General features: G+C 61.5%; 22 protein-coding genes and 1 pseudogene. 16 read left to right on the top strand and 7 right to left on the bottom strand.

Translation table 11 applies throughout. The features are described from left to right. The 6 genes and pseudogenes from TH25_RS25320 to TH25_RS17730 all read left to right on the top strand — a co-directional run. A pseudogene (locus TH25_RS25320) lies at positions 1–315 on the top strand (P-type conjugative transfer protein TrbL); the annotation flags it as partial. Positions 316–328: 13 nt separating this feature from the next. Next, the gene (trbF, locus tag TH25_RS17750; RefSeq protein ID WP_473243032.1) at positions 329–1,024 is read left to right on the top strand and encodes a conjugal transfer protein TrbF; all 696 of its coding nucleotides are present in this window, start codon (positions 329–331) and stop codon (positions 1,022–1,024) included. Beyond that, positions 1,021–2,073, top strand: coding sequence for a P-type conjugative transfer protein TrbG (gene trbG, locus TH25_RS17745; protein WP_114089640.1), 1,053 nt, complete (start codon positions 1,021–1,023; stop codon positions 2,071–2,073). Before trbF ends, trbG begins: the two co-directional genes overlap by 4 nt. Then, positions 2,070–3,389, top strand: a complete 1,320-nt coding sequence (locus TH25_RS17740) for a TraB/TrbI/VirB10 family type IV secretion system protein (protein ID WP_114089639.1) — start codon at positions 2,070–2,072, stop codon at positions 3,387–3,389. Before trbG ends, TH25_RS17740 begins: the two co-directional genes overlap by 4 nt. Beyond that, on the top strand, positions 3,386–3,643 hold the full coding sequence (locus TH25_RS17735; protein ID WP_114089638.1) for a DUF2274 domain-containing protein: 258 nt from the start codon (positions 3,386–3,388) through the stop codon (positions 3,641–3,643). The genes TH25_RS17740 and TH25_RS17735 overlap by 4 nt, the downstream gene beginning before the upstream one ends. Before the next feature lie 2 nt (positions 3,644–3,645). Next, the gene (locus tag TH25_RS17730) at positions 3,646–3,954 is read left to right on the top strand and encodes a DUF736 domain-containing protein (protein ID WP_114089637.1); all 309 of its coding nucleotides are present in this window, start codon (positions 3,646–3,648) and stop codon (positions 3,952–3,954) included. Positions 3,955–3,986: 32 nt separating this feature from the next. Here TH25_RS17730 and TH25_RS17725 read toward each other — a convergent pair whose 3' ends face one another. Continuing rightward, the gene (locus TH25_RS17725) at positions 3,987–4,406 is read right to left on the bottom strand and encodes a hypothetical protein (protein ID WP_147253042.1); all 420 of its coding nucleotides are present in this window, start codon (positions 4,404–4,406) and stop codon (positions 3,987–3,989) included. 112 nt (positions 4,407–4,518) lie between these two features. Between TH25_RS17725 and TH25_RS17720 the strand changes: the two genes are divergently transcribed. From TH25_RS17720 to TH25_RS17710, 3 genes are all read left to right on the top strand, one after another. Beyond that, complete coding sequence (locus tag TH25_RS17720; RefSeq protein ID WP_114089635.1) at positions 4,519–4,728, top strand: helix-turn-helix domain-containing protein; 210 nt, start codon at positions 4,519–4,521, stop codon at positions 4,726–4,728. 117 nt (positions 4,729–4,845) lie between these two features. Then, positions 4,846–5,472 (top strand): type IV toxin-antitoxin system AbiEi family antitoxin domain-containing protein, encoded by a 627-nt coding sequence (locus TH25_RS17715; RefSeq protein WP_114089634.1) that lies wholly within the window; start codon positions 4,846–4,848, stop codon positions 5,470–5,472. Beyond that, positions 5,462–6,412 (top strand): nucleotidyl transferase AbiEii/AbiGii toxin family protein, encoded by a 951-nt coding sequence (locus TH25_RS17710; protein WP_114089633.1) that lies wholly within the window; start codon positions 5,462–5,464, stop codon positions 6,410–6,412. The genes TH25_RS17715 and TH25_RS17710 overlap by 11 nt, the downstream gene beginning before the upstream one ends. Here the strand turns inward: TH25_RS17710 and TH25_RS17705 are convergent. From TH25_RS17705 to TH25_RS17685, 5 genes are read right to left on the bottom strand one after another with little or no spacing between them, the layout of a single operon-like run. Continuing rightward, positions 6,395–7,912 (bottom strand): SAVED domain-containing protein, encoded by a 1,518-nt coding sequence (locus tag TH25_RS17705; protein WP_114089632.1) that lies wholly within the window; start codon positions 7,910–7,912, stop codon positions 6,395–6,397. The two genes, TH25_RS17710 and TH25_RS17705, sit on opposite strands and share 18 nt — an antisense overlap. Positions 7,913–7,927: 15 nt before the next feature. Next, complete coding sequence (locus TH25_RS17700; protein WP_114089631.1) at positions 7,928–8,827, bottom strand: CBASS oligonucleotide cyclase; 900 nt, start codon at positions 8,825–8,827, stop codon at positions 7,928–7,930. Further along, positions 8,827–9,327: an HORMA domain containing protein gene (locus tag TH25_RS17695; protein ID WP_114089630.1), complete on the bottom strand. Its 501-nt coding sequence runs from the start codon at positions 9,325–9,327 to the stop codon at positions 8,827–8,829. The genes TH25_RS17700 and TH25_RS17695 overlap by 1 nt, the downstream gene beginning before the upstream one ends. Further along, positions 9,324–9,800, bottom strand: a complete 477-nt coding sequence (locus TH25_RS17690; protein ID WP_114089629.1) for a hypothetical protein — start codon at positions 9,798–9,800, stop codon at positions 9,324–9,326. Before TH25_RS17690 ends, TH25_RS17695 begins: the two co-directional genes overlap by 4 nt. After that, a complete protein-coding gene (locus TH25_RS17685) occupies positions 9,797–10,711 on the bottom strand; it encodes an AAA family ATPase (RefSeq protein ID WP_220151451.1) in 915 nt (304 codons plus the stop codon). Before TH25_RS17685 ends, TH25_RS17690 begins: the two co-directional genes overlap by 4 nt. Positions 10,712–10,857: 146 nt before the next feature. On the opposite strand from TH25_RS17685, the gene TH25_RS17680 reads away from it, so the two are divergent. From TH25_RS17680 to TH25_RS17665, 3 genes are all read left to right on the top strand, one after another. Next, a complete protein-coding gene (locus TH25_RS17680) occupies positions 10,858–11,754 on the top strand; it encodes a helix-turn-helix transcriptional regulator (RefSeq protein WP_181847686.1) in 897 nt (298 codons plus the stop codon). A 448-nt stretch (positions 11,755–12,202) separates the two neighbouring features. After that, entirely contained in the window at positions 12,203–14,860 is a 2,658-nt protein-coding gene (locus TH25_RS17670) for a PD-(D/E)XK nuclease family protein (protein ID WP_114089626.1), read from the top strand. Beyond that, positions 14,860–15,129 (top strand): UvrD-helicase domain-containing protein, encoded by a 270-nt coding sequence (locus tag TH25_RS17665; protein ID WP_220151450.1) that lies wholly within the window; start codon positions 14,860–14,862, stop codon positions 15,127–15,129. The genes TH25_RS17670 and TH25_RS17665 overlap by 1 nt, the downstream gene beginning before the upstream one ends. A gap of 18 nt (positions 15,130–15,147) precedes the next feature. On the opposite strand, the gene cadR is transcribed toward TH25_RS17665, so the two are convergent. Next, the gene (cadR, locus tag TH25_RS17660; RefSeq protein ID WP_085595673.1) at positions 15,148–15,588 is read right to left on the bottom strand and encodes a Cd(II)/Pb(II)-responsive transcriptional regulator; all 441 of its coding nucleotides are present in this window, start codon (positions 15,586–15,588) and stop codon (positions 15,148–15,150) included. Between the two features lie 85 nt (positions 15,589–15,673). Here cadR and TH25_RS17655 point away from each other — a divergent pair, with 85 nt between their 5' ends. The 4 genes from TH25_RS17655 to TH25_RS17640 all read left to right on the top strand — a co-directional run bounded on the left by TH25_RS17655 (position 15,674) and on the right by TH25_RS17640 (position 22,810). Continuing rightward, entirely contained in the window at positions 15,674–18,079 is a 2,406-nt protein-coding gene (locus TH25_RS17655) for a heavy metal translocating P-type ATPase (protein WP_034375348.1), read from the top strand. After that, the gene (gene lspA, locus TH25_RS17650; protein WP_075149163.1) at positions 18,076–19,155 is read left to right on the top strand and encodes a signal peptidase II; all 1,080 of its coding nucleotides are present in this window, start codon (positions 18,076–18,078) and stop codon (positions 19,153–19,155) included. The genes TH25_RS17655 and lspA overlap by 4 nt, the downstream gene beginning before the upstream one ends. Before the next feature lie 125 nt (positions 19,156–19,280). Then, entirely contained in the window at positions 19,281–19,841 is a 561-nt protein-coding gene (locus TH25_RS17645) for a recombinase family protein (protein WP_000147567.1), read from the top strand. A 2-nt stretch (positions 19,842–19,843) separates the two neighbouring features. Then, on the top strand, positions 19,844–22,810 hold the full coding sequence (locus TH25_RS17640) for a Tn3-like element TnAs3 family transposase (protein WP_001138064.1): 2,967 nt from the start codon (positions 19,844–19,846) through the stop codon (positions 22,808–22,810). The last annotated feature ends 5 nt before the right edge of the window (positions 22,811–22,815 follow it).

The raw sequence follows: 22,815 nt of genomic DNA, 5'->3' as shown, positions 1-22,815 counted from the left end.
GCCGGCGTCGCCCGCGCCGGCGCCGGTGCTGTCGGTCAGCGCGTTCGCAGCGTTGCGGGACGCGCGACATCGGGCGTGCGGCAATCCTTTGCAGACGGTCAGCGCGGCGCTTTCACCGCGACGGGCGGCACGCGTCCCAGTGGCGGTGAGGCACCGACCGGCGCCGTAGCCGCAGCAAGCGGCGCGCCCGATTGGGCGCAGAAGCTGCGGCGAGAACAGCGGCTGCGCGAAGGCGCGACCGTGACGGCCCACACGATCCGCGATGGCGACCGCCCGGGCTCCGGCGAGAATCCCCGACTAAGAGATGATGATTGAGGGACGACGATTGATGTTCAAACGACCGACCACGACCTATGGCGACACGCCAGAGCCGGTGACGCCATATCAGAAGGCGGCCCAGGTCTGGGACGAGCGCATCGGCTCGGCGCGCGTCCAGGCGCGCAATTGGCGCTTCATGGCCTTTGGCTGCCTGGCGCTCGCCATCGGCCTCTCCGGCGGCGTCGTCTGGCAAGCCGGGCGCAGCACCATCACGCCCTATGTCGTCGAGATCGACACGCTTGGACAGGCCCGTGCTGTCGGCCCGGCGATTGCCGCCTATGAGCCGACCGACGCCCAGATCGCCTACCATCTGGCGCGCTTCATCGAGAATGTCCGCTCGCTCTCGATCGACCCGATCGTCGTGCGGCAGAATTGGCTGCGCGCTTACGACTACGCCACCGACCGCGCCGCCAACACGCTGAACGACTATGCCCGTGAGAACGATCCGTTCTCCCGGGTCGGTCAGCGCACTGTCACCGTCGAAGTGACCAGCATCGTGCGCTCCTCGGACGACAGCTTCGAACTCCGGTGGCGGGAACAGAGCTTCGAAAACGGCGTCCTCGCCGACACCACCCGTTACACCGCCGTCCTCTCCATCGTGCTCCAGCGCCCGCGCAACGAAGAGGCGCTCAGGAAGAACCCCCTCGGCATCTATGTCCACGCGCTCAACTGGAGCCGCGACCTTATCTCCGGAGATACCCCATGAAGAAACTACTCATCCTCACGGCGCCCGTCTTTCTGGCTGCCTGCGCGACCAAGCAGCTGCCGCCCGAGATCAGTTACGATGCGGAAGACTTCAATGCGGCCGCGCTGACAGCCGAACCGCCGCGTCCCGTCCAGGTCGTAACCTTACCCGAGCCGCTGCCGCTTCCCGGGCAGCTGAAACGGCTACCAGGCGATCGCGCGCCGCGTGGAGAAGATGGGCAACCACCGGAGGACCGGGTAGTCGACGCGAACGAGGCCGCCGCGGTCGAGCCGACGGCGGACGGCTACATCAACGCAATTCAAGTCTATCCCTATACGGAAGGCGCGCTCTACCAGCTCTACACGGCGCCTGAGAATGTCAGCGACATCGCCCTCCAGCCGGGAGAGAAGATCGTCGCCGTCTCGGCCGGCGACACCGTCCGCTGGGTGATCGGCGATACGGTGAGCGGGTCTGGGGACAACGCGCGCGCCCATGTACTGGTGAAGCCGATCGCCGAGAATCTGCGGACCAACCTCGTCATCATCACTGACCGGCGCGCCTATCATCTGGAGCTCACCAGCACGCCCGAGACCTATATGGCGTCGGTCTCCTGGCACTATCCCCGAGACGAACTCCTCGCTCTTACGCGCCGCAACACGGCCGCCGAGGAGGCCGCCAACCGTGTCATCGATAGCGGTCTCGATATCGACAGGTTGCGCTTCCGCTATGCGGTCAGTGGCGACACGCCGCCCTGGCGGCCGGTGCGCGTCTTCGACGACACCCACAAGGTCTATATCCAGTTCCCGGCCCGGCTCGACCAGGGCGAGGCCCCGCCGCTTTTCGTCATCGGACCGGACGGCGAGAACCAGTTGGTCAACTACCGGGTCCGCGGCCGCTACTACATTGTCGATCGGCTCTTCGCCGCCGCCGAGCTGCGTCTGGGTGAAGACCCGCAACAGGTTGTGCGCATCACGCGCACCGATGGCCGTCCTGCCGTGTCGAGCCGACCCCGTAACAACGACACCGAGGTCAGCCACAACCGATTTCTGTATCAAGAGGATCATCGATGACGCCATCGCGTGAAGACGACCGATCGATCCCCGATCCACCCCAAACGAGCACGCAAAAGGTCGATCCGGAAGAGTTGGCGTTGCGCGCCACGCCACGACCGGTAACGCGGATCAACCGGCGGGTGCTGATCGCGCTCTCCGGCACCGGACTGCTGTTGATCCTCGGCGCGACGATCTTCGCGCTCGATCCGCCGCGTCTGTTCGACCGCGACGATACCGGGCGTGAACTCTACCGGACCGAGAACAATCCGACGCCTGACGGCCTGGAGGCCTTGCCACGGCGCTACAGCGATATCCCGCGGCCGCCCATCGAGCTTGGTCCGCCGCTGCCCGGTGATATCGGACCCGCCGTCGTCGGCGCCGAACGGGACTTGGGACTCGAACCAGCACCGGCGTTGCCGTTTCGTCCGAGTCCGGAGGATGATGCGGCCCGCGCGGAACGCATCCGGCAAGCACGCCTTGCCCAGCAGGGCCGCGAAGCGGGTGTGTTTTTCCAACTCACCTCCGGCACGGCTGGCGCCATTCAGGCAGATGTCTCAGGGGCGGGGATACCCACTGCGCCCGATACCGCGCCGGCCGACCGCAATCCCTTCGATGTTGCAAGAGGGGGCGACCCACGCGGGCCGCTGGAGCTAGACCTTCAGAACGATCAGAACCTGCAGGGCCGCAAGCTCGACTTTCTGGACCAGGGTGTCGATTCCGGCATCTACAATCCTCACGCGCTGCAGGACCCGGCGTCGCCTTACCAGGTGATGGCCGGCACTGTGATTTCGGCCAGCCTCCTCACCGGCATCAACTCCGATCTGCCGGGCCGCGTCACCGCTCAGATCACGGAGAATATCTACGACACCGTTTCAGGCCGCTATCTGCTGATCCCGCAGGGGTCGCGTGTGATCGGCACCTACGACAGCGTCGTCGCCTTTGGCCAGGACCGGGCCCTTGTGGTCTGGCAGCGGATCATCATGCCCGACGGCTCCTCCGTGGTGATCGAGAACCTGCCCGCGACCGACACCGCCGGCTATGCCGGACTCGAGGATGAGGTCGATTTCCACACCTGGCGGCTTCTGAAGGGCATCGTGCTCTCGACCCTGCTTGGCGTCGGCACTGAGCTTACCTTCGGCGATGACGAGGACGATCTCGTCGAAGCGATCCGAGAGTCCTCGCAGGACAGCGCCAATCAGGTCGGTCAGCGCATCACCGAGCGCAACCTCAACATTCAGCCCACCATCACCATCCGCCCCGGATGGCCGCTTCGCATCATCGTCAACAAGGACATGGTGCTCAGACCTTATCGCGATCTGGGAGTCATTCGATGACCTTGAAACTCGACAAGCTTCCCGACCGCGAGGCCGTCAAGATCACCTTCACGGCCGACGCCGAGCTCAAGGCGGCGCTCAACGACTACGCCGAAATCTATCGCCGGGCCTACGGCCAGAAGGAGAGCGTCGCCGACCTCATTCCCTTCATGCTGGAGGCGTTCATGAACGCCGACCCCAGCTTCAAACGGGCGCGCAAGGAACTCTCCGACACGCGCCCATCTTCAACTGCAACTCAAGCGAAGGAGGCTTAACGATGGCTACTATTGGAAGCTTTACGGCTGGTAAGGATGGTTACATCGGCACGATCCGGACGCTGACGGTTAACGTCAAGGCCAGGATCGTCGCGAACGACAGCAAGAAGAGCGAAGGCGCACCAGACTTCCGGGTCTATGCCGGTCGTGCCGAACTCGGCGCCGCCTGGAAGGCGCAGACGAACGGCGATGAGCCGCGTGATTATCTCAGCGTCCAGCTTGACGATCCGAGCTTCCCTGAGCCCATTCGAGCGGCGCTGTTCGAGGAAGACGGCGCCGCGTTCCTCATCTGGAACCGGCGGGACGTTTGACCGGAGCGGCACCGATCGAAGAAGCGACTGTCCTAAGTCTCTTCTTCGCTCAGCGCCTGATCGACCAGTTCAATGGCTTCTAGAAGTCGGCCGCGAAGCGTGCCCAGCGCCGCTTCGGCATCGTCTTCCATCACCATCAGGTCAGCATCGAGCGCCGCCCGAACAATCTCGTCTAATGGCAACCGGGCCAAATGGCCCCTCTTCGCGATCGCCTCATTGGCGGCATCCCCGCGTCCTTCCGCCTCGATCAGGAGCGTCCCGTCGAGCTCCATCGAGATCGAGAATGCGATCCCGGCTAGGACGACTGCATCCACATCATCCGGCTCCAGTGGGACGGATATTCCCCACGGCTCGCCGTCTGGATCCTCGAATCCGGCGACGTACCGCTCAGGCCCTATCAGCGGATCGGCAGCGGCATCCGGCCGAAAGTACGCAGTCAGGGTCACGGTCAAGGGCATGGCGTAAAGCGTAAGAGTCGCAGAAACTGAGGCATCCAGATGGAGGTTATCAAAATACCTAATATACTAGGTGGCAATATACTAGGTATTCGGGCTGCCTTTCGCCATGAAGTTGAGGCGGATCGTAGCTCAGAATCTCAAGCACTTGCGGCAGGAAAAGGGGATGTCGCAAGAAGAGCTTGCCGACCGTGCAGAGATTAACCGTAACTATGTCGGAATGGTGGAGCGTTCGGAAAACGCCGCCACTGTGGATATGCTGGAAAAGCTCGCCGAGGCGCTTGGCGCGAAACCTGTCGATTTCTTCCGGGAGGAATAGCCGGGCAAGAGGCTGCTCAAGTAAGAAGGGGCCGAACAGGAGCTTTTTCGCTTTTCCTACAGGCCAGTTTGTGACAAAACGTCGGTTGTTAGACTCTAACTTCCGACGTTTTGTCACATGGCCGCTACAACCGAGATATCGCAGAAAGAACGGGCCGTCGAGCTTCTCAAGGAGCGCGGCGCCATGCGTCGCATCGAGCTGAGCGATGCCGGGGTCCACCCGGAAACACTTTCGCGGCTGGTGGACGAGGGCGTTCTCACTCGGGTTTCCCGTGGCCTCTATCAGCTCACCGACGCCGACATCACAGCGCCACATGACCTGGCCGAAGTCGCCAAGCGCGTACCGAAAGGAGTCATCTGCCTTATTTCCGCCCTCCAGTTCCATGACCTCACGCTCCAGACGCCGAGCCGAGTCTGGGTCGCTATAGGTCCTAAGGCGAGAAAGCCCAAGATCGAATACCCCCCAACCCGCATCGTGCGGTTCGGGGAACAGGCGCTTTCGCTCGGCGTGCAAACCCATACCGTCGATGGCGTGTCGGTGCCGATCTTCGACCCGGCCAAAACTGTCGTGGACTGTTTTCGGTTCAGGAAGCTCGTCGGTTTCGACGTTGCGCTTGAGGGACTGCACAATGTCATAAAGTCGGGCAAGGCCAAGCCAGCGGAGATCATCCGATACGCCCGTGACACCCGCATCTGGTCGGTCCTGAGGCCATATCTCGAAACGGTCGTTGCCGATGGCGCGTAAGGCAACGAATATCGCCGCTTCGGTGCGCGCGCGGCTTCAAAACGTCGCCAAGGAGAAGCAGGCGAATTTCCAGCGCATGCTTACGCGCTACGCGCTGGAAAGGCTTCTCTTCCGTCTGAGCGTCTCTCCTCACAAAGACCGCTTCGTTCTCAAGGGCGCCATGCTTTATGCCGCTTGGCTTGAAGATCCGTTCCGAATGACGCGCGACGTTGACCTTCTTTCCTTCGGCGATCGTGAAGCCGAGCGCCTCGTTGGAATCTTCCGGGACATTTGCGTTCAGGAGGTTGAGGAAGACGGGTTGAGTTTCGATGCCGAGCAAATCGTCGCAGAACCAATTCGTGACGATCAACTCTATGGGGGCGTCCGCTTGCGTACATCGGCGCGGCTCGGGACCGCCGTCATCCCGATCCAGATTGATGTCGGTTTTGGCGATATCGTGACCCCGGGTCCATCTGAGCTCGAATACCCGGTTCTTCTTGATCAGCCAGCGCCCAGGCTTAACGCCTATCCGCGTGAAACCGTGGCGGCAGAAAAATTCGAGGCCATGGTTGCACTCGACCTCGCGAACAGCCGGATGAAAGACTTCTACGACCTGCTTGCAATGTCGCGGCTCTTTGCCTTCGAAGGCGCAGTTCTCGCCGCTGCAATCCGCGCCACATTCGAGAGGCGCGGGACCTCAGTTCCCCCCGAGCGTCCGCCGTCCTTGACCGCTGCCTTCTCGGACGATCCGCAGAAGGCGCAACAATGGCGTTCCTTCCTCGCCCGCGAGCCGCTGCTGATCGACGAGCCGGATTTGCCGACGGTCATTCGCGAGATCAGTGATTTCATTATGCCGGCAGCTCATGGGGCCATCGACGGCGGCCATATGCCAGGCCGTTGGTCTCCAGACGGTGGATGGAATCCTCGCACAAGACGTCGAACGTCAATCAATAACGAATGACGGTTGGTAAGTCTTGTGCGCCTGCCTATCGAAATCGAACTCGTAAATAATGCAGGGAGCGATGGCTTGATGGTGCTGCCCTAGAAAGAACAAAAGACTATTTGGAGCGGCCGCAAAAATATGAACCGTCGCGTCAGGTTCGTCAGCCGTCACTTCGCGCAAATGGTTTGACACCTGTTCTGCAAGGGTGGCGGCGTGCTCCCCACCCGCGACGTTTTGTTGACCTGGGCCAGTCGGCATGGCGAAGGACATCAATCTTCCAACGTCGGGCAGGTGCGCTGCCACATAGGCTCGCGCCTGTGCCGTCACGGGTTGCGAAACACTGATCAAAATCGCGATTTCGTGTCCACCTCCAAGAGCTTCATCGACGACTTCGAAGCGCGGACCTTTGGCCGCAGATCCATCGTCTGGCCTCCAGGTCTTGATGCCTACGCGGCCCTTCTGAACAAGCTCCGTTTGGACTCCAGACTTCAAATCGAGCACTGCGCCGGCGAGGAAGGCGATCGACGCGTGTGCGTCCAAAATGAGGCGCAATCGTGCGGATTTCTTCACCGCGTCCCGCAGAAAGGCTTCGACCTTCGGTCGTATGTCCCGCTGCCACTCACGATCGTCCTGTAGGTAGCGGTGCCGAAAATCGTCTGTAAGCAACAGTGTGTGTTCAGGTGCCGCCCCAACAATGTCGGCCGCTGGCCCGAGAAAGCTGCGGACAGCGATTGACAAAAACGGATCGGGCTCCTCTGCACGTTCAACCAGTAGTCCTTCGTCGCGGCAGAGCTGCAAAAACGCTTCGCGGTTAAGTGCGTTCAACTGCCGTACTTTCAACTGTCGTGCCAGTTCATCGTATCGAAAATCGGAATCGGCAGCGTTGCACGCTAACACTCCCACTACCTGCGCCTTGAGATTAATCTCGGCGCGCAGCTCCTCGAGCGAACGATAGCCATCGAGCACGCGTAGGCCGCGAACGACAGTCTGGAGGTCATCGTCGTTCGTTAACTTCAAATGTTCCCGCCAGCATTTACGCACCTTGCCCATGCGACTTCGATCGGTCGTGCCGTCGAATAGGCGCTCGATGAGCAATGTTTTGTCGTGGCCCGATATCAGCTTAGCAAGCGGATCGTTGTCCTTGATGCGATAAGTCGTGAGAAAAGCGAAATGCGCCGAGGCCGGCGCCGTCTTACGCGCTTGTTGAAGCCGCTCCAAAAGTGAAAAAGACTGTGCCCCGATGAAATCAGGGTCGACAAAGTCCTCATATCCGAACCGCCCACCTGTCTGGACGTGCCATTTGACCTGATGGTACTCGGCCGACACACGCTCGGGACCGGAGCGGACAACGGGCGGATCGTATTTGACCACCACGTCATCAAAGGCCTTCGGGCCGTTTGCCTCGAAGGTAACTTCGACCACGCACGAGTGTGGTAGTAGCAGATTAAACGCATTCTCCCAAAAGATGCGCGCTTGATAGTTGTCGCCGTGCCAACGCGCCATTACGGCATCAGCCATTATGACACCCACACATCACGAGAGCGGAAACTTTGGACCGAACAGCGCGCGCCACGCTTTCAATGCCTCGCCATTGCGCCCGCGCCGCGCATGGTCGATAGCGATCGTCGCGTCTCGGCTTGCAGCCATCAACAGGTCTCGCGCGCGTTGCTTGTTAGCGTCATCCATCCCGTCGCTGATGGCAGGCCCCAGGCCTGCGGGGTCGGGCCACTCATCTGTGATACGGTCGGCCAGGGTCGAGAAAAATCCCTGAAATTCATAGTCGAAGCGACCCTGCCAGCCGCCGTAGAGGCACTCGAGCGCCATCACCTCTATCAGGAACGAAGGCTTGACCGGTTTTTCACCATGTCGTGCATTGTTGTTCCAATACTTAGCCATACGAACCAGCCCCTTCCATTCGTTTGAATAGGCTTGGTGCGCTGCGGTTGCCTTGCTTGCATGTGTCTCTGGATTCGTCTTGATCCACTTTCCGGTATCGTTATCGGGGATCTCATAGTCGTCGCCGGCGGCGAACGCCGGCACCACGTCAACGCTGACGACCCGATAATTAGTATTATCTTCGGCGTCGACGACGACCCCAAAGTCGACGTTCACCGAGCGGCTCTGCTTCCGCACGGCGCCATTCCCGTATTTATCGACCAGCGCATCATAGAAATCACCGATTACCACCGAGGGTGCCTTCGAGCGATAATGCTTTTCGGACTCTTTCAGCACGAAGAAGATGTCGATGTCCTTCAGCGGCTTCGTTTTTGTGTAGCGGGCATAAGACCCAGTCAAGAAGCTGCGCTCGATCTCAAATTTGGTAACGAGATAGTCGCGCACCTCTGTGTGTCGTGCCGACGCGTTTTTCTGCTCTTTATCGTTCAGCTCAAGCCTACTTTTAAATTTCCGGAACGCTTCGTCGAGCGTCAGCATCACGTCTTTCTCCAATAGGCCGCGTTGCCACCAAGGCCGTAGTGCTCGATCGTCGAGCCGAGGCTGTGCCGCACCATGCCGTCGGTGGAGCGATAAGCTCCCCTAGACCAGCCCGTCACATCGGGCCGCCCAGGTTTGGTATGCATCAGCATCTCGTATCTGGCGTCGCTGGGCGCCAAGCCCGCCTTGCGGATGTGATACTTGAGTTGCTCGGTGTCCGTCCAAAAGCTTCCGTCACCGGACGACCAGTTGTAGACGACGTCGATATCCCACCGGACGATGAGGGCGCCCGTCTTCGGATTGAACACCTCCAACACGACACATTCCAGGTCGCCACTGTCCAGCCATGTCCGCAGCGCCCGCATGTTAGTTCCCCAACTTGCCACGAGATTGCTCGGATCGAGCCCGCTCAGCCGGATGATATCCTTAAAGCTCTTCAGGATGTTGTCGGCCACATAGGTGACGGAGTGGGTGTAGGTGTTGACGGCGACGCTGGTCATGAGCCGAGGAACCTTTTCGGATCGAGAACAAGACCTTCTGTCTTCGTCGCGCTTGCGGCGTCGTCCATAGTGACAGCGGCGTCGAGGTCGCGCGCCGTGATACGGCTGCTGTGCTGCTTCAGCGCGCCCTCCACCCAAGCCAGATCGTCTGCCGGGCAGGGAAGAGACACCCGCCAATCGCCCTTCAACGGATCGAAGCCCAGGGCGTCTTCCTTGGCATCCGAACCTTCGATAGCGTCGTCGTCATAAATACAATAGATGCGCGTGCGGGGACCGTCGCAGGTGGTGACTATCGCCGCGTCTTTGGGCGCTTGGTCCGCGATCATGCTTGCGGCGACGCCCGCGACGGCAAGCAGCTCCGACCGCGCGGCGCCGGTTTTGCATTGCGTCAACAGATCGACGATCGCAGTCCAAGTCTGCAATGCGTCGCGCTGAGGCGTGCTACGAAAGGTGCGGCTGGCGACGGTGGTCATGAAGCTTTGACTCCCTGAACGCGGTTCGCCTTAGCGGCACGCGCCGCAGCGAACAGGTCCTCGATGGTGACTCGTTCCGGATTCATTGCGGTTTGTGGGCTGCTGGCGAGCGCGTTAGCCACCATTTTGCGGATCGCCCGCCCGTCGAGCCCGACGCATTCGTCGGCGCAACCTTCGAACTGCGGCGATGCCGACAGCTTGGCGATTGCGGAGTAGGTTGCGCCAAGTTTCGTCAGGCAATCCTTCAAAATTCGACTGCAAGCCTCACGGTCCGGCAACGGGACATGCATGACCAGGTCGCACCGCGATGTGAACGCGCTGTCGACCGCCTGCGGAAAGTTGCTGGTAGCGAGGAACAGCAAGTTCGTATGCTGATCGGCTAAAACATCAAGCTGTACAAGCACGGCGTCAGTGGCGCGATGAATGTCAATCGGGTTCGCTTCCAGACTCATCTTCGATCGGTCGGCTGCCAGCGTCTCAACTTCGTCGAGCAGCACGATTGTCGGTCCTCCGGCGGCGGCCTCTGCAATGGACTGCGAAAACAGATCCGAGACCGCGCGCTGCGTCTTGCCCATAGCAGAACTGGTCAGCATATGCGGCTCGACTTCCAGCAGTCGAAACTTGCCACCTTGAAACGACTCGGCGGTCCGATGAGCCAGACCGCGGGCGAGCGAAGTCTTGCCGGTCCCAGGCGGTCCAACCAGGAGGATGACGCCATGCAAGGGGATCACGCTGCGATCGACCTTGCCGCGCAGCGTGAAGCTTAATATCGCCTGGGACAGGAGCTGCGACTTGAGGCGTTCGTCCAGGATGATGGAGTCCCACAAGGCGCCGAGCGCCGCGTCCGGAAGGGGACGGCTCCGCTGAATGCCCTTCGGCAGGGCCAGATCGTTAGCTTGCACCGTCGCCATTTGCCGCATCGTCTACCACTCTCTTACCTATTCCGGTGTGCCTTGTCGGGAGGCCGCCAAAAAGAAGGCCTCCGTCTACCATTATGCATCTTGCAACTATATGGGTATAGATGCTATACCTGTCAAGAAACAATAGGGATGTTTCGATGACCGAGACCGACGACCAGCCGCGGCGACACCTCGCCCAGCGCATGGAGTTCATCGAGTGGCGGCTCTTTTGGGAGGGACACGTAAATCGCAGTGACCTTGAGGAGAGGTTCGATATATCGACCCCCCAAGCATCGGTCGACTTGAGGAACTATAGAGAGGCTGCCAGCGACAATATCGAATACAACGCGACAGAAAAGAGGTACGTCGCTTCAAGTAAAATTAAGCCGAAATTCCTGAAAATTTCCGCGAATCGAGTGCTCCTGCAACTCTGGGCTTGGGTAAACGGAGTTTTGCAGCGTGATGATTTGTGGTTCAGTTCAATCCCCGCCGTCGACATTGCGCCCGAGATCGGGCGGGATGTTCGACCGGAAGTCCTGCGGAGAGTTCTCGAAGCAATTCGCGGCCGGCAGGCGCTTAACGTCCGGTATCAGTCGCTGACCAGCTCGCGATGGCGTGACATGGCTCCGCACGCTCTTGCATTTGACGGCCACAGGTGGCACGCGCGGGCATGGTGCTGCGAGCGCGAGGAATTCCGAGACTTTGTGCTTACTCGGATTGAAAGGCTGGGGAAGCTGAAATCTGTGTCATTCGACCCAGAGCACGATATTGAATGGAGAGACACCATACGTTTGAAGCTCTGCCCACATCCGGGGCTAAGCGACGAACAGAGACAGGCTATCCAGCGCGACTATGACATGCCTGAAGGAGTGCGAGAAATCGAAGTCCGACTTTCGATGGCGTACTATTTCATCAAACGGATGAACCTCGATTTGAAAGACTTGCCGCCAGCCCGCGCACAGATCAGCCTCGCCAATCTGAATGAGGTCGAGAACGCGATCGCGGAGGCCAAGGCGGCGGCAAGAAAGCTCGTCGAGCGCAGTCCAGATACTTAACGAGGCCGAGAGGTCTACGATGACCGGAAAACGAAACAAGGTGGGGCCCGTCGAGGTGAATAGTTATCGCGCCTTTCTAGTGGAGCCGTCACGACCGCCAAGCAAGGGCGGCAACACTCGCGCGTGGCACCAGCACAGTTTCGAAATCGATGGCGAGCGATACAGCTTTCTTGCACTTGGGGCAAAGAGGTGGGTGTTTACGAACGATACCGTCGAATTCGAGTGGCATTGGGACGAGAACGGCCGATACCGCAATGTCGATCCGGCGACAGTACGCACCATGAACTCGCGCGGAGAAACAGTGGTGCGCGGCGAGCGCGGAACGAAGAAGGGGAGATCTGCTCCACCAAGAATGCCTGGGTCGCGACGGGAACAAAGGGACTAGGTGCATAGAGCAGAACAAACGGTAGGCCGCACAGCCGAGGAACATTTCCCAATGGCGCCCTCTATGACCCCCCACCGAAAAACCGTCGTCGCGCATGGCCGATTGGCGATGCGTGAGATTCGACTGCGTGCCGCCCGCAATCGCCAGCATGGCCTTCAGGTGATGACCTTTGAGTATCTGGCCGCAACGCTGGTTGGCGGATTCGCAAACCCCATCGACAACGAAAGCCTTCGCGCCGCGATTCAGCAGGCCCTGCCGGAAACCGAGCTCGGCGAGCTGGACGGGATCAAGCAGCTTCCCGGTATGGTCGACGCCGCGGCCGACACACTTCACAAGGCGTGGCGCGCCGGGCTCGATCTGGTGGGCCGCGCTGGCGACCATCCGCGCATCCTGTCCATTGCCCGCCTGGAAGAAGCGGTTCTCAAACGCCTTCCGCCCTCCATGATGCGTCCCTCGGACCTGGTCGCCGCTTCCATGCCGCGTCTCGCCCACGCGCCGGCATTGCTGGGACCGGTTGAAATCGTCGGGATCACCGAGCTGTCCCCCTGCTGGCGGCCGCTTCTGCGCGCCCTCGCCGAGCACTCGCCGGTCCGATGGATCGCCGGACCCCGGTCCGTTCCGGCCTGGCTCGACGGCAGCGCCGTCGCGATTGAGCGCGTCGAGCCGCTGGCTCCCGAGATCAGGGCCGTGAGCGCGTCCACCGCTTACCACGAGGCCATCGAGGCCATGCGCTGGGCGCGGGAATTGCTGGCATCGGGACAGGCCGAACCAGAAGACATCGCCATCGCAGCGACGATGCCGGCGGACTATGACGATTATTTCCTGGCCTTGCGCGCGGACGCCAATCTCGATCTGCATTTCGTCCATGGCGTCAAGGTGACGGCGACCCGGGAAGGGCAGGCAGCCGCGGCCCTGGCGGACATCCTTGTGCGGGGCCTCTCCCAGACAAGGATACGCCGGCTGGCGGTGCTGCTCGGCTCGCATCCGGGGCCCATCGGCGCGCTGCCGGAGGGCTGGACGCGCGTCCTGCCGGCGGACGCACCCCTGGCGTCGCCCGAAGCCTGGGCGCAGCTCCTCGGCCGGCTCACACCCGCCGACTGGCCAGACGGCCAGGACCACAACGACGCCCTGCGCGCCATAATCGCTTTACTTGAGCGGGGCACTGACGCCGCCGCCGAAGCCGGGGAGGCGCTGTTGACCGGCCGGGCACGGGCGGTCTGGCGCAAGGCGCTGCTGGCCGGTCCAGCCGCGTCGCTGGACATGACCCTCGACACCCTCAAGCAAGATGACGGGCTGGAAGCCTGCATCACCGTCGCCTGGATGCCAGCCAGCGCGCTTGCGGCATCGCCGCGGCCATTCGTGCGGCTCCTCGGCCTCAATTCGTTGCGGTGGCCGCGCGGAATCTCGGAAGATCGTCTGCTCGCCGATCACATCATTCCGACCGCCGAGCTCGATCCCCTTCCGGTCGCCTCAGCGGATCGCCGCGACTTCGAGACGATTCTGGCGACAACCGGGAGCCAGGTTGTGCTATCCCGCGCCCGGCGCAACAGCGACGGCCGTCTTCTCGGCCGGAGCGTCCTGCTCCAGGGCCAGCCGGAGGAAGCCTATCTTCCAGGCAATGCCGTCCCGCTCCACGCCATGAGCGAGACCGACAGGCTCTTGGCGCGGCCGGAGGAGTTCGCGGGCGTGCCTCAGGCTGTCGCTGCGGTGAGTTGCTGGCGGGACTGGCATCTCCAGGACGTCACGCCCCATGACGGGCTTGTCCGCGCCGAACATCCCATCCTGCTGGCGATCCTGGAGCGCACGCAGTCGGCCAGCTCTCTGCGCCGCCTGCTCAGGAACCCGCTGGGCTATGTCTGGCAGTACGGCATGCGATGGCGCGAGCCGGAAAGCGGCACCGACCCGCTCGTTCTCGACGCCTTGGGCCTCGGCGACCTCGTCCATATGGTCCTCGATCGCGCCTTGCAACGCCTCGAAGCGGAGGGCGGGCTAGCGGCGGCCGACGAAGCCCGGATCGCGGGTGCCATCGAGGCCGCCTCGGCCGAAGTAGTGGGGGAATGGGAAGCCGGGAGGCCGGTGCCGCCAAGGATAATCTGGGCACGCACCCTGGAAGATGCCCGCATCCTGGCCGGCAACGCCCTGACCATGGACGACGCGCACTTGGCTGATGCCCGTTCCTACAGCGAAGTCCCCTTCGGCGGTTCGGAGCCGAAGTCCGATGGCGAAGTTCCCTGGGACGCCGAAGCACCTGTCGAGGTTCCCGATACGGGCTTCCGTATCTCCGGCTATATCGACCGCCTCGACATCTCCGGCGACGGCCGCCAGGCCCTCGTGCGCGACTACAAGACGGGCCGGCTCCCCAAAGGCGCAATCGTCATTGACGGCGGCAAGGAGCTGCAACGCTGCCTTTACGCTTTTGCGGTCAGGGCTCTGCTCGGAGACGACATCGAGATCGCCGCCTCGCTGCTCTATCTGCGCGACCGGGTCGATCTCCAGCTCGATGATCCGGCGGCAACCCTCGGGGAGATCTCGGGCTATCTCCACACCGCCCGCGCCAACCTGAGGGCCGGCCGGGCCCTCATGGGCCCCGATACCGGTGACACGTATGACGATCTTGCCTTCGCCCTGCCGGCTAACGTCGCCAACGGCTATCGCAGGCGCAAGGAGGTCGTCGTGAACGAGCGCCTCGGCGAGGCGGTCCGGGTGTGGGAGGCCAGGTGATGGACGCTCCGCAACAAGCTCTGGCCGACGACGCCGCGCGCCGGAACGCGCTCGCGTCACACGAGAGGTCCCTGCTCGTCGAAGCCGGCGCCGGCTCCGGCAAGACCGCCGTCATGGCCGGGCGGATCGCCATGATGCTGGCCGAAGGTATCGCGCCAAGGTTCATCGCCGCGGTGACGTTCACGGAGCTGGCCGCCAGCGAACTTGTGATGCGGGTGCGCGAATTCGTGAACGCCCTTATGGGGGTCGCCTCAGAAAACGGAAAATAAAGCACGCTAAGCCCTTACTTACCCAGATGTTTGACTGTTCGTGGCACTTTCACCATGGCAATTGCAATTGCCCAACCCTTGCAAAATGCCGCACGCCTCTACAGATCGAGAGCCAGAACACTTCTCGCGCAAATCAACCAAGTGCCGTTTTAACTGCAACAGCGCGGACACACGCATTTCCACCTGTTGAATATGGGCCTCCAGCAGCGTGTTGACCTCCCCACAGTCCTGCATCGGGTTGTCTCGCAGACCCAGCAATGCGCGAATCTCGCTCAACGTCATGTCGAGCGAACGGCAATGACGGATGAATTGCAAGCGCTCAATGTGCGCCTCACCGTACAGCCGGAAGTTGCCACCGCTTCGCGCTGGCTTCGGCAGTAGCCCTTCCTTCTCGTAGTAGCGGATGGTCACGACCTTGCACCCAGAGCGCTTGGCGAGGTCGCCAATTCTGATTTCCATGCATCAATCTCCAATTATCACTTGACTCTATAGTGACTATAGAGATTTTAATGGAGGCTGAATAGAAGATTTTCAGGAGTTACTCATGAGCGAATGCGCTTCAAAGGGGTGTGGCTGCACGACTGAGCCGATCATCCAACCCACGGCACCGGCCCCGCTGGCAACCGGATCGGCTCAAGCGGTGTACCGCATCGAGAACATGGATTGCCCGACCGAAGAGGCGCTGATCCGAAGCAAACTGGCCGGTCTGGCGGGGGTGGCGGGTCTTGAATTCAACCTGATGCAACGTACCTTGGCCGTGCGACACGAATTGCCTTCGTTGTCTCCCGTCGAGCAGGCGCTGAAGGCCATCGGCATGCAAGCTGTGCGCATGGATCAGGCGTCGGCCGAGCAGACGACCAAGCTGTCCATTGCCAAGATGGATTGCCCGACCGAAGAGACGTTGATCCGCAACAAGCTCGGCACCGTGGCCGGTGTTGCTGATCTCGATTTCAACCTGATGCAGCGCACGCTGTCGGTACGCCATGCGAACCAGGTTCTGCCAGACGTGCTCGTGGCACTGCAAGCGCTTGGATTCGAGGCGCAGGTCGTGGACACGGCAGAGGTCGCATCTCCATCCGCCGCCCCTGTGACCACGCCGACCAACTGGTGGCCGCTGGGCATCTCCTTGGTCACTGCATCGGCGGCCGAGGCGGTCTACTGGCTCCACAACGGCAATCACTGGTCGGTTGTCGTTCTGGCGCTTGTCGCGGTCTTCACGGGTGGCCTCTCCACCTACAAGAAGGGGTGGATTGCGCTCAAGAACCGTAATCTCAACATGAACGCCCTCATGTCGATTGCGGTCACGGGTGCCATGTTGATCGGCCACTGGCCCGAAGCGGCAATGGTGATGGTACTGTTCGCGCTGGCCGAGGTAATCGAAGCCAAATCGCTGGATCGCGCTCGTAACGCTATCCGTGGCCTGCTCGACCTGACCCCGGAACAGGCCACGGTACAGCAGGCTGACGGCACATGGCGCGAGGTGGGCGCCAAGCAAATCACCATCGGCGCCCGCGTCCGGGTCAAACCAGGTGAGCGCATCGCCCTTGATGGTGAGGTGCTGGAAGGCCGCTCTGCCGTCAACCAAGCCCCGATCACGGGTGAAAGCCTCCCGGTCGAAAAATCCCCCGGTGATTCGGTGTTCGCTGGCACGATCAACGAATCCGGCTCGTTCGAGTACCGCGTCACCGCCTTGGCCAACAACTCCACTTTGGCCCGGATCATTCACGCGGTAGAGGCTGCGCAAGGTAGTCGTGCGCCGACTCAGCGTTTTGTCGATCAGTTCGCCCGCTGGTACACCCCCGTTGTATTCGGCGTTGCCATCGCCGTCGCGTTGTTGCCGCCGCTGTTCATGGGTGCGGCATGGCTCGACTGGATCTACCGTGCATTGGTTCTGCTGGTGGTCGCCTGCCCGTGCGCACTGGTGATCTCTACACCGGTCAGCATCGTCAGCGGCCTGGCCGCCGCCGCCCGCCACGGCATTCTCATCAAAGGTGGCGTCTATCTGGAAGAAGGCCGCAAGCTGCGCTGGCTGGCTCTGGACAAGACCGGCACGATCACGCACGGCAAGCCCGCACAGACCGACTTTGTCACATGGGGCAATGCACTCGCCTCGGACAGCCGCAGCATCGCTGCCAGTCTGGCGGCCCGCTCGGACCATCCTGTATCCAAGGCGGTGGCACAGGCCGCGCAGACGGACGGGGTTGCCTTGCTCGACGTGGCCGAATTCAACGCGCTGCCCGGTCGGGGTGTGCAAGGCCAAATCAACGGTGCGACCTACCATCTGGGCAACCACCGGATGCTCGAAGAGCTGGGGCAGTGCACACCAGAGCTGGAGCAGCGCATCGCTGCGCTGGAAACCGCTGGCAAGACCGTCGTGATGTTGGTAGGCGCAAAGGCGGTACATGCCTTATTCGCCGTAGCGGACACCATCAAGGACAGCAGCAGGACCGCCATCGCCGAGCTGCACGCACTGGGCATCAACACCATGATGCTGACCGGCGACAACCCCCATACGGCACAGGCCATTGCCGCACAAGCCGGAATCGACCGTGCGCAAGGCAACCTACTCCCAGATGACAAATTGCGCGAAGTGGAGCAACTGGCCCGAAGCGGCAAGGTTGGCATGGTCGGTGATGGCATCAACGATGCCCCGGCCTTGGCGCGTGCGGACATCGGCTTTGCAATGGGAGCGGCTGGCACAGATACCGCAATCGAGACCGCCGACGTGGCCCTGATGGACGACAACCTGCGCAAGATTCCGACCTTCGTGCGCCTGTCGCGTGCGACGGCGCAGGTGCTGATGCAAAACATTGTGCTGGCCCTTGGCATCAAGGCAGTATTTCTGGTGCTGACCTTCACGGGTCAAGCGACCATGTGGATGGCGGTGTTTGCTGATATGGGGGCCAGCTTGCTCGTCGTTGGCAATGGCTTGAGGCTGTTGCGCAAATGAGCTGGAAATTCTTTCTCTACGACTGGGGTGGTCTGAACATCGCGTTGTTCCAAGCCATCAACATGAGCACACCTGCAGCGCTGGAACCGCTGGCATCGTTCTTCAACCTTGTGATAGGCAACTACTGGACTGCACCACTGATGCTCTTGGCGATGTGGGGATGGTCAAAGTCGGCACCTGACCCAACGCGGGCCGATGCCATCCGGTACAGACTCAGAGTCTTTAGCGTGGCCTTTGCGTTGGCATTTCTCGTCGCCACCATCTTGAAGCTATGGATCGACTTTCCACGCCCGCCTGCCGTTTTTGGCGACATGGTGCGCGTTATCGGGGGCATCGAACGACACTACAGCCTGCCCAGCGGGCATGCCACCTATGCCGCGCTGGTGGTCGGCGCGCTCTGGCCTTTGATAGGCCGTCGTGGCCGCATCGGCTTGGTGTTGTACGCCGCATTGGTCGGTTGGTCACGCATCGCAGCCGGAATGCACTTTCCTGCCGATGTGCTGGCGGGGTGGGTACTTGGATTGAGTTGCACGGCGCTCGCCGGGTGGCTGATGCCGCTGGCCGTCCCTGTGTGGCAATCGGCTCGCCGCACATCGACTTGGGTCTGGTTCGCAGTGGCCGCCAGTGCTGTCATGACCGATCAGCTCGCAAAGTTCGCCATCACCCGCACGTTTGCCTACGGTGAACAGGTCGAAGTCACGCCCTTCTTCAACTTCGTCCATGTCCTGAATCCCGGCGCGGCATTCAGCTTTCTGGCGAACGCTGGCGGCTGGCAACGTTACTTTTTCATCACGCTGGGCCTGGTCGTTTCTGCTTGGCTGGGACGCATGCTGTGCCAGCAATTGCCCCGTCTCGAAGCGATGGGATACAGCCTGATCCTCGGCGGTGCGCTGGGCAATGTCGCGGATCGTGTGCTGCGTGGACAGGTTGTTGATTTCCTTGACTTCCATTGGCGACTTGCGCACTGGCCCGCCTTCAACCTCGCTGATGTGGCGATAACTATCGGAGCGCTCTGCCTGTTCTTGACGGTTGTACCGAAAAGCAGTAAAGGCACAGAGGCCGAGGTGTCCGGTTAAGCTATACCCTAACCTGATGTCAGATGCCATGTGTAAATTGCGTCAGGATAGGATTGAATTTTGAATTTATTGACATATCTCGTTGAAGGTCATAGAGTCTTCCCTGACATTTTGCAGGGAATTCCATGACTGGACAGCGCATTGGGTATATCAGGGTCAGCACCTTCGACCAGAACCCGGAACGGCAACTGGAAGGCGTCAAGGTTGATCGCGCTTTTAGCGACAAGGCATCCGGCAAGGATGTCAAGCGTCCGCAACTGGAAGCGCTGATAAGCTTCGCCCGCACCGGCGACACCGTGGTGGTGCATAGCATGGATCGCCTGGCGCGCAATCTCGATGATTTGCGCCGGATCGTGCAAACGCTGACACAACGCGGCGTGCATATCGAATTCGTCAAGGAACACCTCAGTTTTACTGGCGAAGACTCTCCGATGGCGAACCTGATGCTCTCGGTGATGGGCGCGTTCGCCGAGTTCGAGCGCGCCCTGATCCGCGAGCGTCAGCGCGAGGGTATTGCGCTCGCCAAGCAACGCGGGGCTTACCGTGGCAGGAAGAAATCCCTGTCGTCTGAGCGTATTGCCGAACTGCGCCAACGTGTCGAGGCTGGCGAGCAAAAGACCAAGCTTGCTCGTGAATTCGGAATCAGTCGCGAAACCCTGTATCAATACTTGAGAACGGATCAGTAAATATGCCACGTCGTTCCATCCTGTCCGCCGCCGAGCGGGAAAGCCTGCTGGCGTTGCCGGACTCCAAGGACGACCTGATCCGACATTACACATTCAACGATACCGACCTCTCGATCATCCGACAGCGGCGCGGGCCAGCCAATCGGCTGGGCTTCGCGGTGCAGCTCTGTTACCTGCGCTTTCCCGGCGTCATCCTGGGCGTCGATGAACTACCGTTCCCGCCCTTGTTGAAGCTGGTCGCCGACCAGCTCAAGGTCGGCGTCGAAAGCTGGAACGAGTACGGCCAGCGGGAGCAGACCCGGCGCGAGCACCTGAGCGAGCTGCAAACCGTGTTCGGTTTCCGGCCCTTCACCATGAGCCATTACCGGCAGGCCGTCCAGATGCTGACCGAGCTGGCGATGCAAACCGACAAAGGCATCGTGCTGGCCAGCGCCTTGATCGGGCACCTGCGGCGGCAGTCGGTCATTCTGCCCGCCCTCAACGCCGTCGAGCGGGCGAGTGCCGAGGCGATCACCCGTGCTAACCGGCGCATCTACGACGCCTTGGCCGAACCACTGGCGGACGCGCATCGCCGCCGCCTCGACGATCTGCTCAAGCGCCGGGACAACGGCAAGACGACCTGGTTGGCTTGGTTGCGCCAGTCTCCGGCCAAGCCAAATTCGCGGCATATGCTGGAACACATCGAACGCCTCAAGGCATGGCAGGCACTCGATCTGCCTACCGGCATCGAGCGGCTGGTTCACCAGAACCGCCTGCTCAAGATTGCCCGCGAGGGCGGCCAGATGACACCCGCCGACCTGGCCAAATTCGAGCCGCAACGGCGCTACGCCACTCTCGTGGCGCTGGCCACCGAGGGCATGGCCACCGTCACCGACGAAATCATCGACCTGCACGACCGCATCCTGGGTAAGCTGTTTAACGCTGCCAAGAATAAGCATCAGCAGCAGTTCCAGGCGTCAGGCAAGGCCATCAACGCCAAGGTACGTCTGTACGGGCGCATCGGTCAGGCGCTGATCGACGCCAAGCAATCAGGCCGCGATGCGTTTGCCGCCATCGAGGCCGTCATGTCCTGGGATTCCTTTGCCGAGAGCGTCACCGAGGCGCAGAAGCTCGCGCAACCCGATGACTTCGATTTCCTGCATCGCATCGGCGAGAGCTACGCCACCCTGCGCCGCTATGCACCGGAATTCCTTGCCGTGCTCAAGCTGCGGGCCGCGCCCGCCGCCAAAAACGTGCTTGATGCCATTGAGGTGCTGCGCGGCATGAACACCGACAACGCCCGCAAGCTGCCAGCCGATGCACCGACCGGCTTCATCAAGCCGCGCTGGCAGAAACTGGTGATGACCGACGCCGGCATCGACCGGCGCTACTACGAACTGTGCGCGCTGTCCGAGTTGAAGAACTCCCTGCGCTCGGGCGACATCTGGGTGCAGGGTTCACGCCAGTTCAAGGACTTCGAGGACTACCTGGTACCGCCCGAGAAGTTCACCAGCCTCAAGCAGTCCAGCGAATTGCCGCTGGCCGTGGCCACCGACTGCGAACAATATCTGCATGAGCGGCTGACGCTGCTGGAAGCACAACTTGCCACCGTCAACCGCATGGCGGCAGCCAACGACCTGCCGGATGCCATCATCACCGAGTCGGGCTTGAAGATCACGCCGCTGGATGCGGCGGTGCCCGACACCGCGCAGGCGCTGATAGACCAGACAGCCATGGTCCTGCCGCACGTCAAGATCACCGAACTGCTGCTCGAAGTCGATGAGTGGACGGGCTTCACCCGGCACTTCACGCACTTGAAATCGGGCGATCTGGCCAAGGACAAGAACCTGTTGTTGACCACGATCCTGGCCGACGCGATCAACCTGGGCCTGACCAAGATGGCCGAGTCCTGCCCCGGCACGACCTACGCGAAGCTCGCTTGGCTGCAAGCCTGGCATACCCGCGACGAAACGTACTCGACAGCGTTGGCTGAACTGGTCAACGCTCAGTTTCGGCATCCCTTTGCCGGGCACTGGGGCGATGGCACCACATCATCATCGGACGGACAGAATTTCCGAACCGCTAGCAAGGCAAAGAGCACGGGGCACATCAACCCAAAATATGGCAGCAGCCCAGGACGGACTTTCTACACCCACATCTCCGACCAATACGCGCCATTCCACACCAAGGTGGTCAATGTCGGCCTGCGCGACTCAACCTACGTGCTCGACGGCCTGCTGTACCACGAATCCGACCTGCGGATCGAGGAGCACTACACCGACACGGCGGGCTTCACCGATCACGTCTTCGCCCTGATGCACCTCTTGGGCTTCCGCTTCGCGCCGCGCATCCGCGACCTGGGCGACACCAAGCTCTACATCCCGAAGGGCGATGCCGCCTATGACGCGCTCAAGCCGATGATCGGCGGCACGCTCAACATCAAGCACGTCCGCGCCCATTGGGACGAAATCCTGCGGCTGGCCACCTCGATCAAGCAGGGCACGGTGACGGCCTCGCTGATGCTCAGGAAACTCGGCAGCTACCCGCGCCAGAACGGCTTGGCCGTCGCGCTGCGCGAGTTGGGCCGCATCGAGCGCACGCTGTTCATCCTCGACTGGCTGCAAAGCGTCGAGCTACGCCGCCGCGTGCATGCCGGGCTGAACAAGGGCGAGGCGCGCAATGCGCTGGCCCGTGCCGTGTTCTTCAACCGCCTTGGTGAAATCCGTGACCGCAGTTTCGAGCAGCAGCGCTACCGGGCCAGCGGCCTCAACCTGGTGACGGCGGCCATCGTGCTGTGGAACACGGTCTACCTGGAGCGTGCGGCGCATGCGTTGCGCGGCAATGGTCATGCCGTCGATGACTCGCTATTGCAGTACCTGTCGCCACTCGGCTGGGAGCACATCAACCTGACCGGTGATTACCTATGGCGCAGCAGCGCCAAGATCGGCGCGGGGAAGTTCAGGCCGCTACGGCCTCTGCAACCGGCTTAGCGTGC

The sequence above is a fragment of the Thalassospira profundimaris genome, from assembly GCF_003326755.1.
Lineage (GTDB): Bacteria > Pseudomonadota > Alphaproteobacteria > Rhodospirillales > Thalassospiraceae > Thalassospira > Thalassospira profundimaris_B.
Note: the sequence above shows the minus strand (reverse complement) of the source record. Positions and strands in the feature narration are given on the sequence as shown.

What these genes read in the sequence shown, in the direction of transcription:
- TH25_RS17680 (WP_181847686.1), top strand. Translation starts at nt 10,858, where the DNA reads ATGACCGAGACCGACGACCAGCCGCGGCGACACCTCGCCCAGCGCATG.
- TH25_RS17740 (WP_114089639.1), top strand. Translation starts at nt 2,070, where the DNA reads ATGACGCCATCGCGTGAAGACGACCGATCGATCCCCGATCCACCCCAA.
- TH25_RS17710 (WP_114089633.1), top strand. Translation starts at nt 5,462, where the DNA reads ATGGCGCGTAAGGCAACGAATATCGCCGCTTCGGTGCGCGCGCGGCTT.
- TH25_RS17665 (WP_220151450.1), top strand. Translation starts at nt 14,860, where the DNA reads ATGGACGCTCCGCAACAAGCTCTGGCCGACGACGCCGCGCGCCGGAAC.
- TH25_RS17700 (WP_114089631.1), bottom strand. Translation starts at nt 8,827, where the DNA reads ATGCTGACGCTCGACGAAGCGTTCCGGAAATTTAAAAGTAGGCTTGAG.
- TH25_RS17690 (WP_114089629.1), bottom strand. Translation starts at nt 9,800, where the DNA reads ATGACCACCGTCGCCAGCCGCACCTTTCGTAGCACGCCTCAGCGCGAC.
- trbF (WP_473243032.1), top strand. Translation starts at nt 329, where the DNA reads ATGTTCAAACGACCGACCACGACCTATGGCGACACGCCAGAGCCGGTG.
- TH25_RS17705 (WP_114089632.1), bottom strand. Translation starts at nt 7,912, where the DNA reads ATGGCTGATGCCGTAATGGCGCGTTGGCACGGCGACAACTATCAAGCG.
- TH25_RS17730 (WP_114089637.1), top strand. Translation starts at nt 3,646, where the DNA reads ATGGCTACTATTGGAAGCTTTACGGCTGGTAAGGATGGTTACATCGGC.
- lspA (WP_075149163.1), top strand. Translation starts at nt 18,076, where the DNA reads ATGAGCTGGAAATTCTTTCTCTACGACTGGGGTGGTCTGAACATCGCG.
- TH25_RS17655 (WP_034375348.1), top strand. Translation starts at nt 15,674, where the DNA reads ATGAGCGAATGCGCTTCAAAGGGGTGTGGCTGCACGACTGAGCCGATC.
- TH25_RS17715 (WP_114089634.1), top strand. Translation starts at nt 4,846, where the DNA reads ATGGCCGCTACAACCGAGATATCGCAGAAAGAACGGGCCGTCGAGCTT.
- TH25_RS17695 (WP_114089630.1), bottom strand. Translation starts at nt 9,327, where the DNA reads ATGACCAGCGTCGCCGTCAACACCTACACCCACTCCGTCACCTATGTG.
- TH25_RS17685 (WP_220151451.1), bottom strand. Translation starts at nt 10,711, where the DNA reads ATGGCGACGGTGCAAGCTAACGATCTGGCCCTGCCGAAGGGCATTCAG.
- trbG (WP_114089640.1), top strand. Translation starts at nt 1,021, where the DNA reads ATGAAGAAACTACTCATCCTCACGGCGCCCGTCTTTCTGGCTGCCTGC.
- TH25_RS17735 (WP_114089638.1), top strand. Translation starts at nt 3,386, where the DNA reads ATGACCTTGAAACTCGACAAGCTTCCCGACCGCGAGGCCGTCAAGATC.
- TH25_RS17670 (WP_114089626.1), top strand. Translation starts at nt 12,203, where the DNA reads ATGACCCCCCACCGAAAAACCGTCGTCGCGCATGGCCGATTGGCGATG.
- TH25_RS17645 (WP_000147567.1), top strand. Translation starts at nt 19,281, where the DNA reads ATGACTGGACAGCGCATTGGGTATATCAGGGTCAGCACCTTCGACCAG.
- TH25_RS17720 (WP_114089635.1), top strand. Translation starts at nt 4,519, where the DNA reads ATGAAGTTGAGGCGGATCGTAGCTCAGAATCTCAAGCACTTGCGGCAG.
- TH25_RS17640 (WP_001138064.1), top strand. Translation starts at nt 19,844, where the DNA reads ATGCCACGTCGTTCCATCCTGTCCGCCGCCGAGCGGGAAAGCCTGCTG.
- cadR (WP_085595673.1), bottom strand. Translation starts at nt 15,588, where the DNA reads ATGGAAATCAGAATTGGCGACCTCGCCAAGCGCTCTGGGTGCAAGGTC.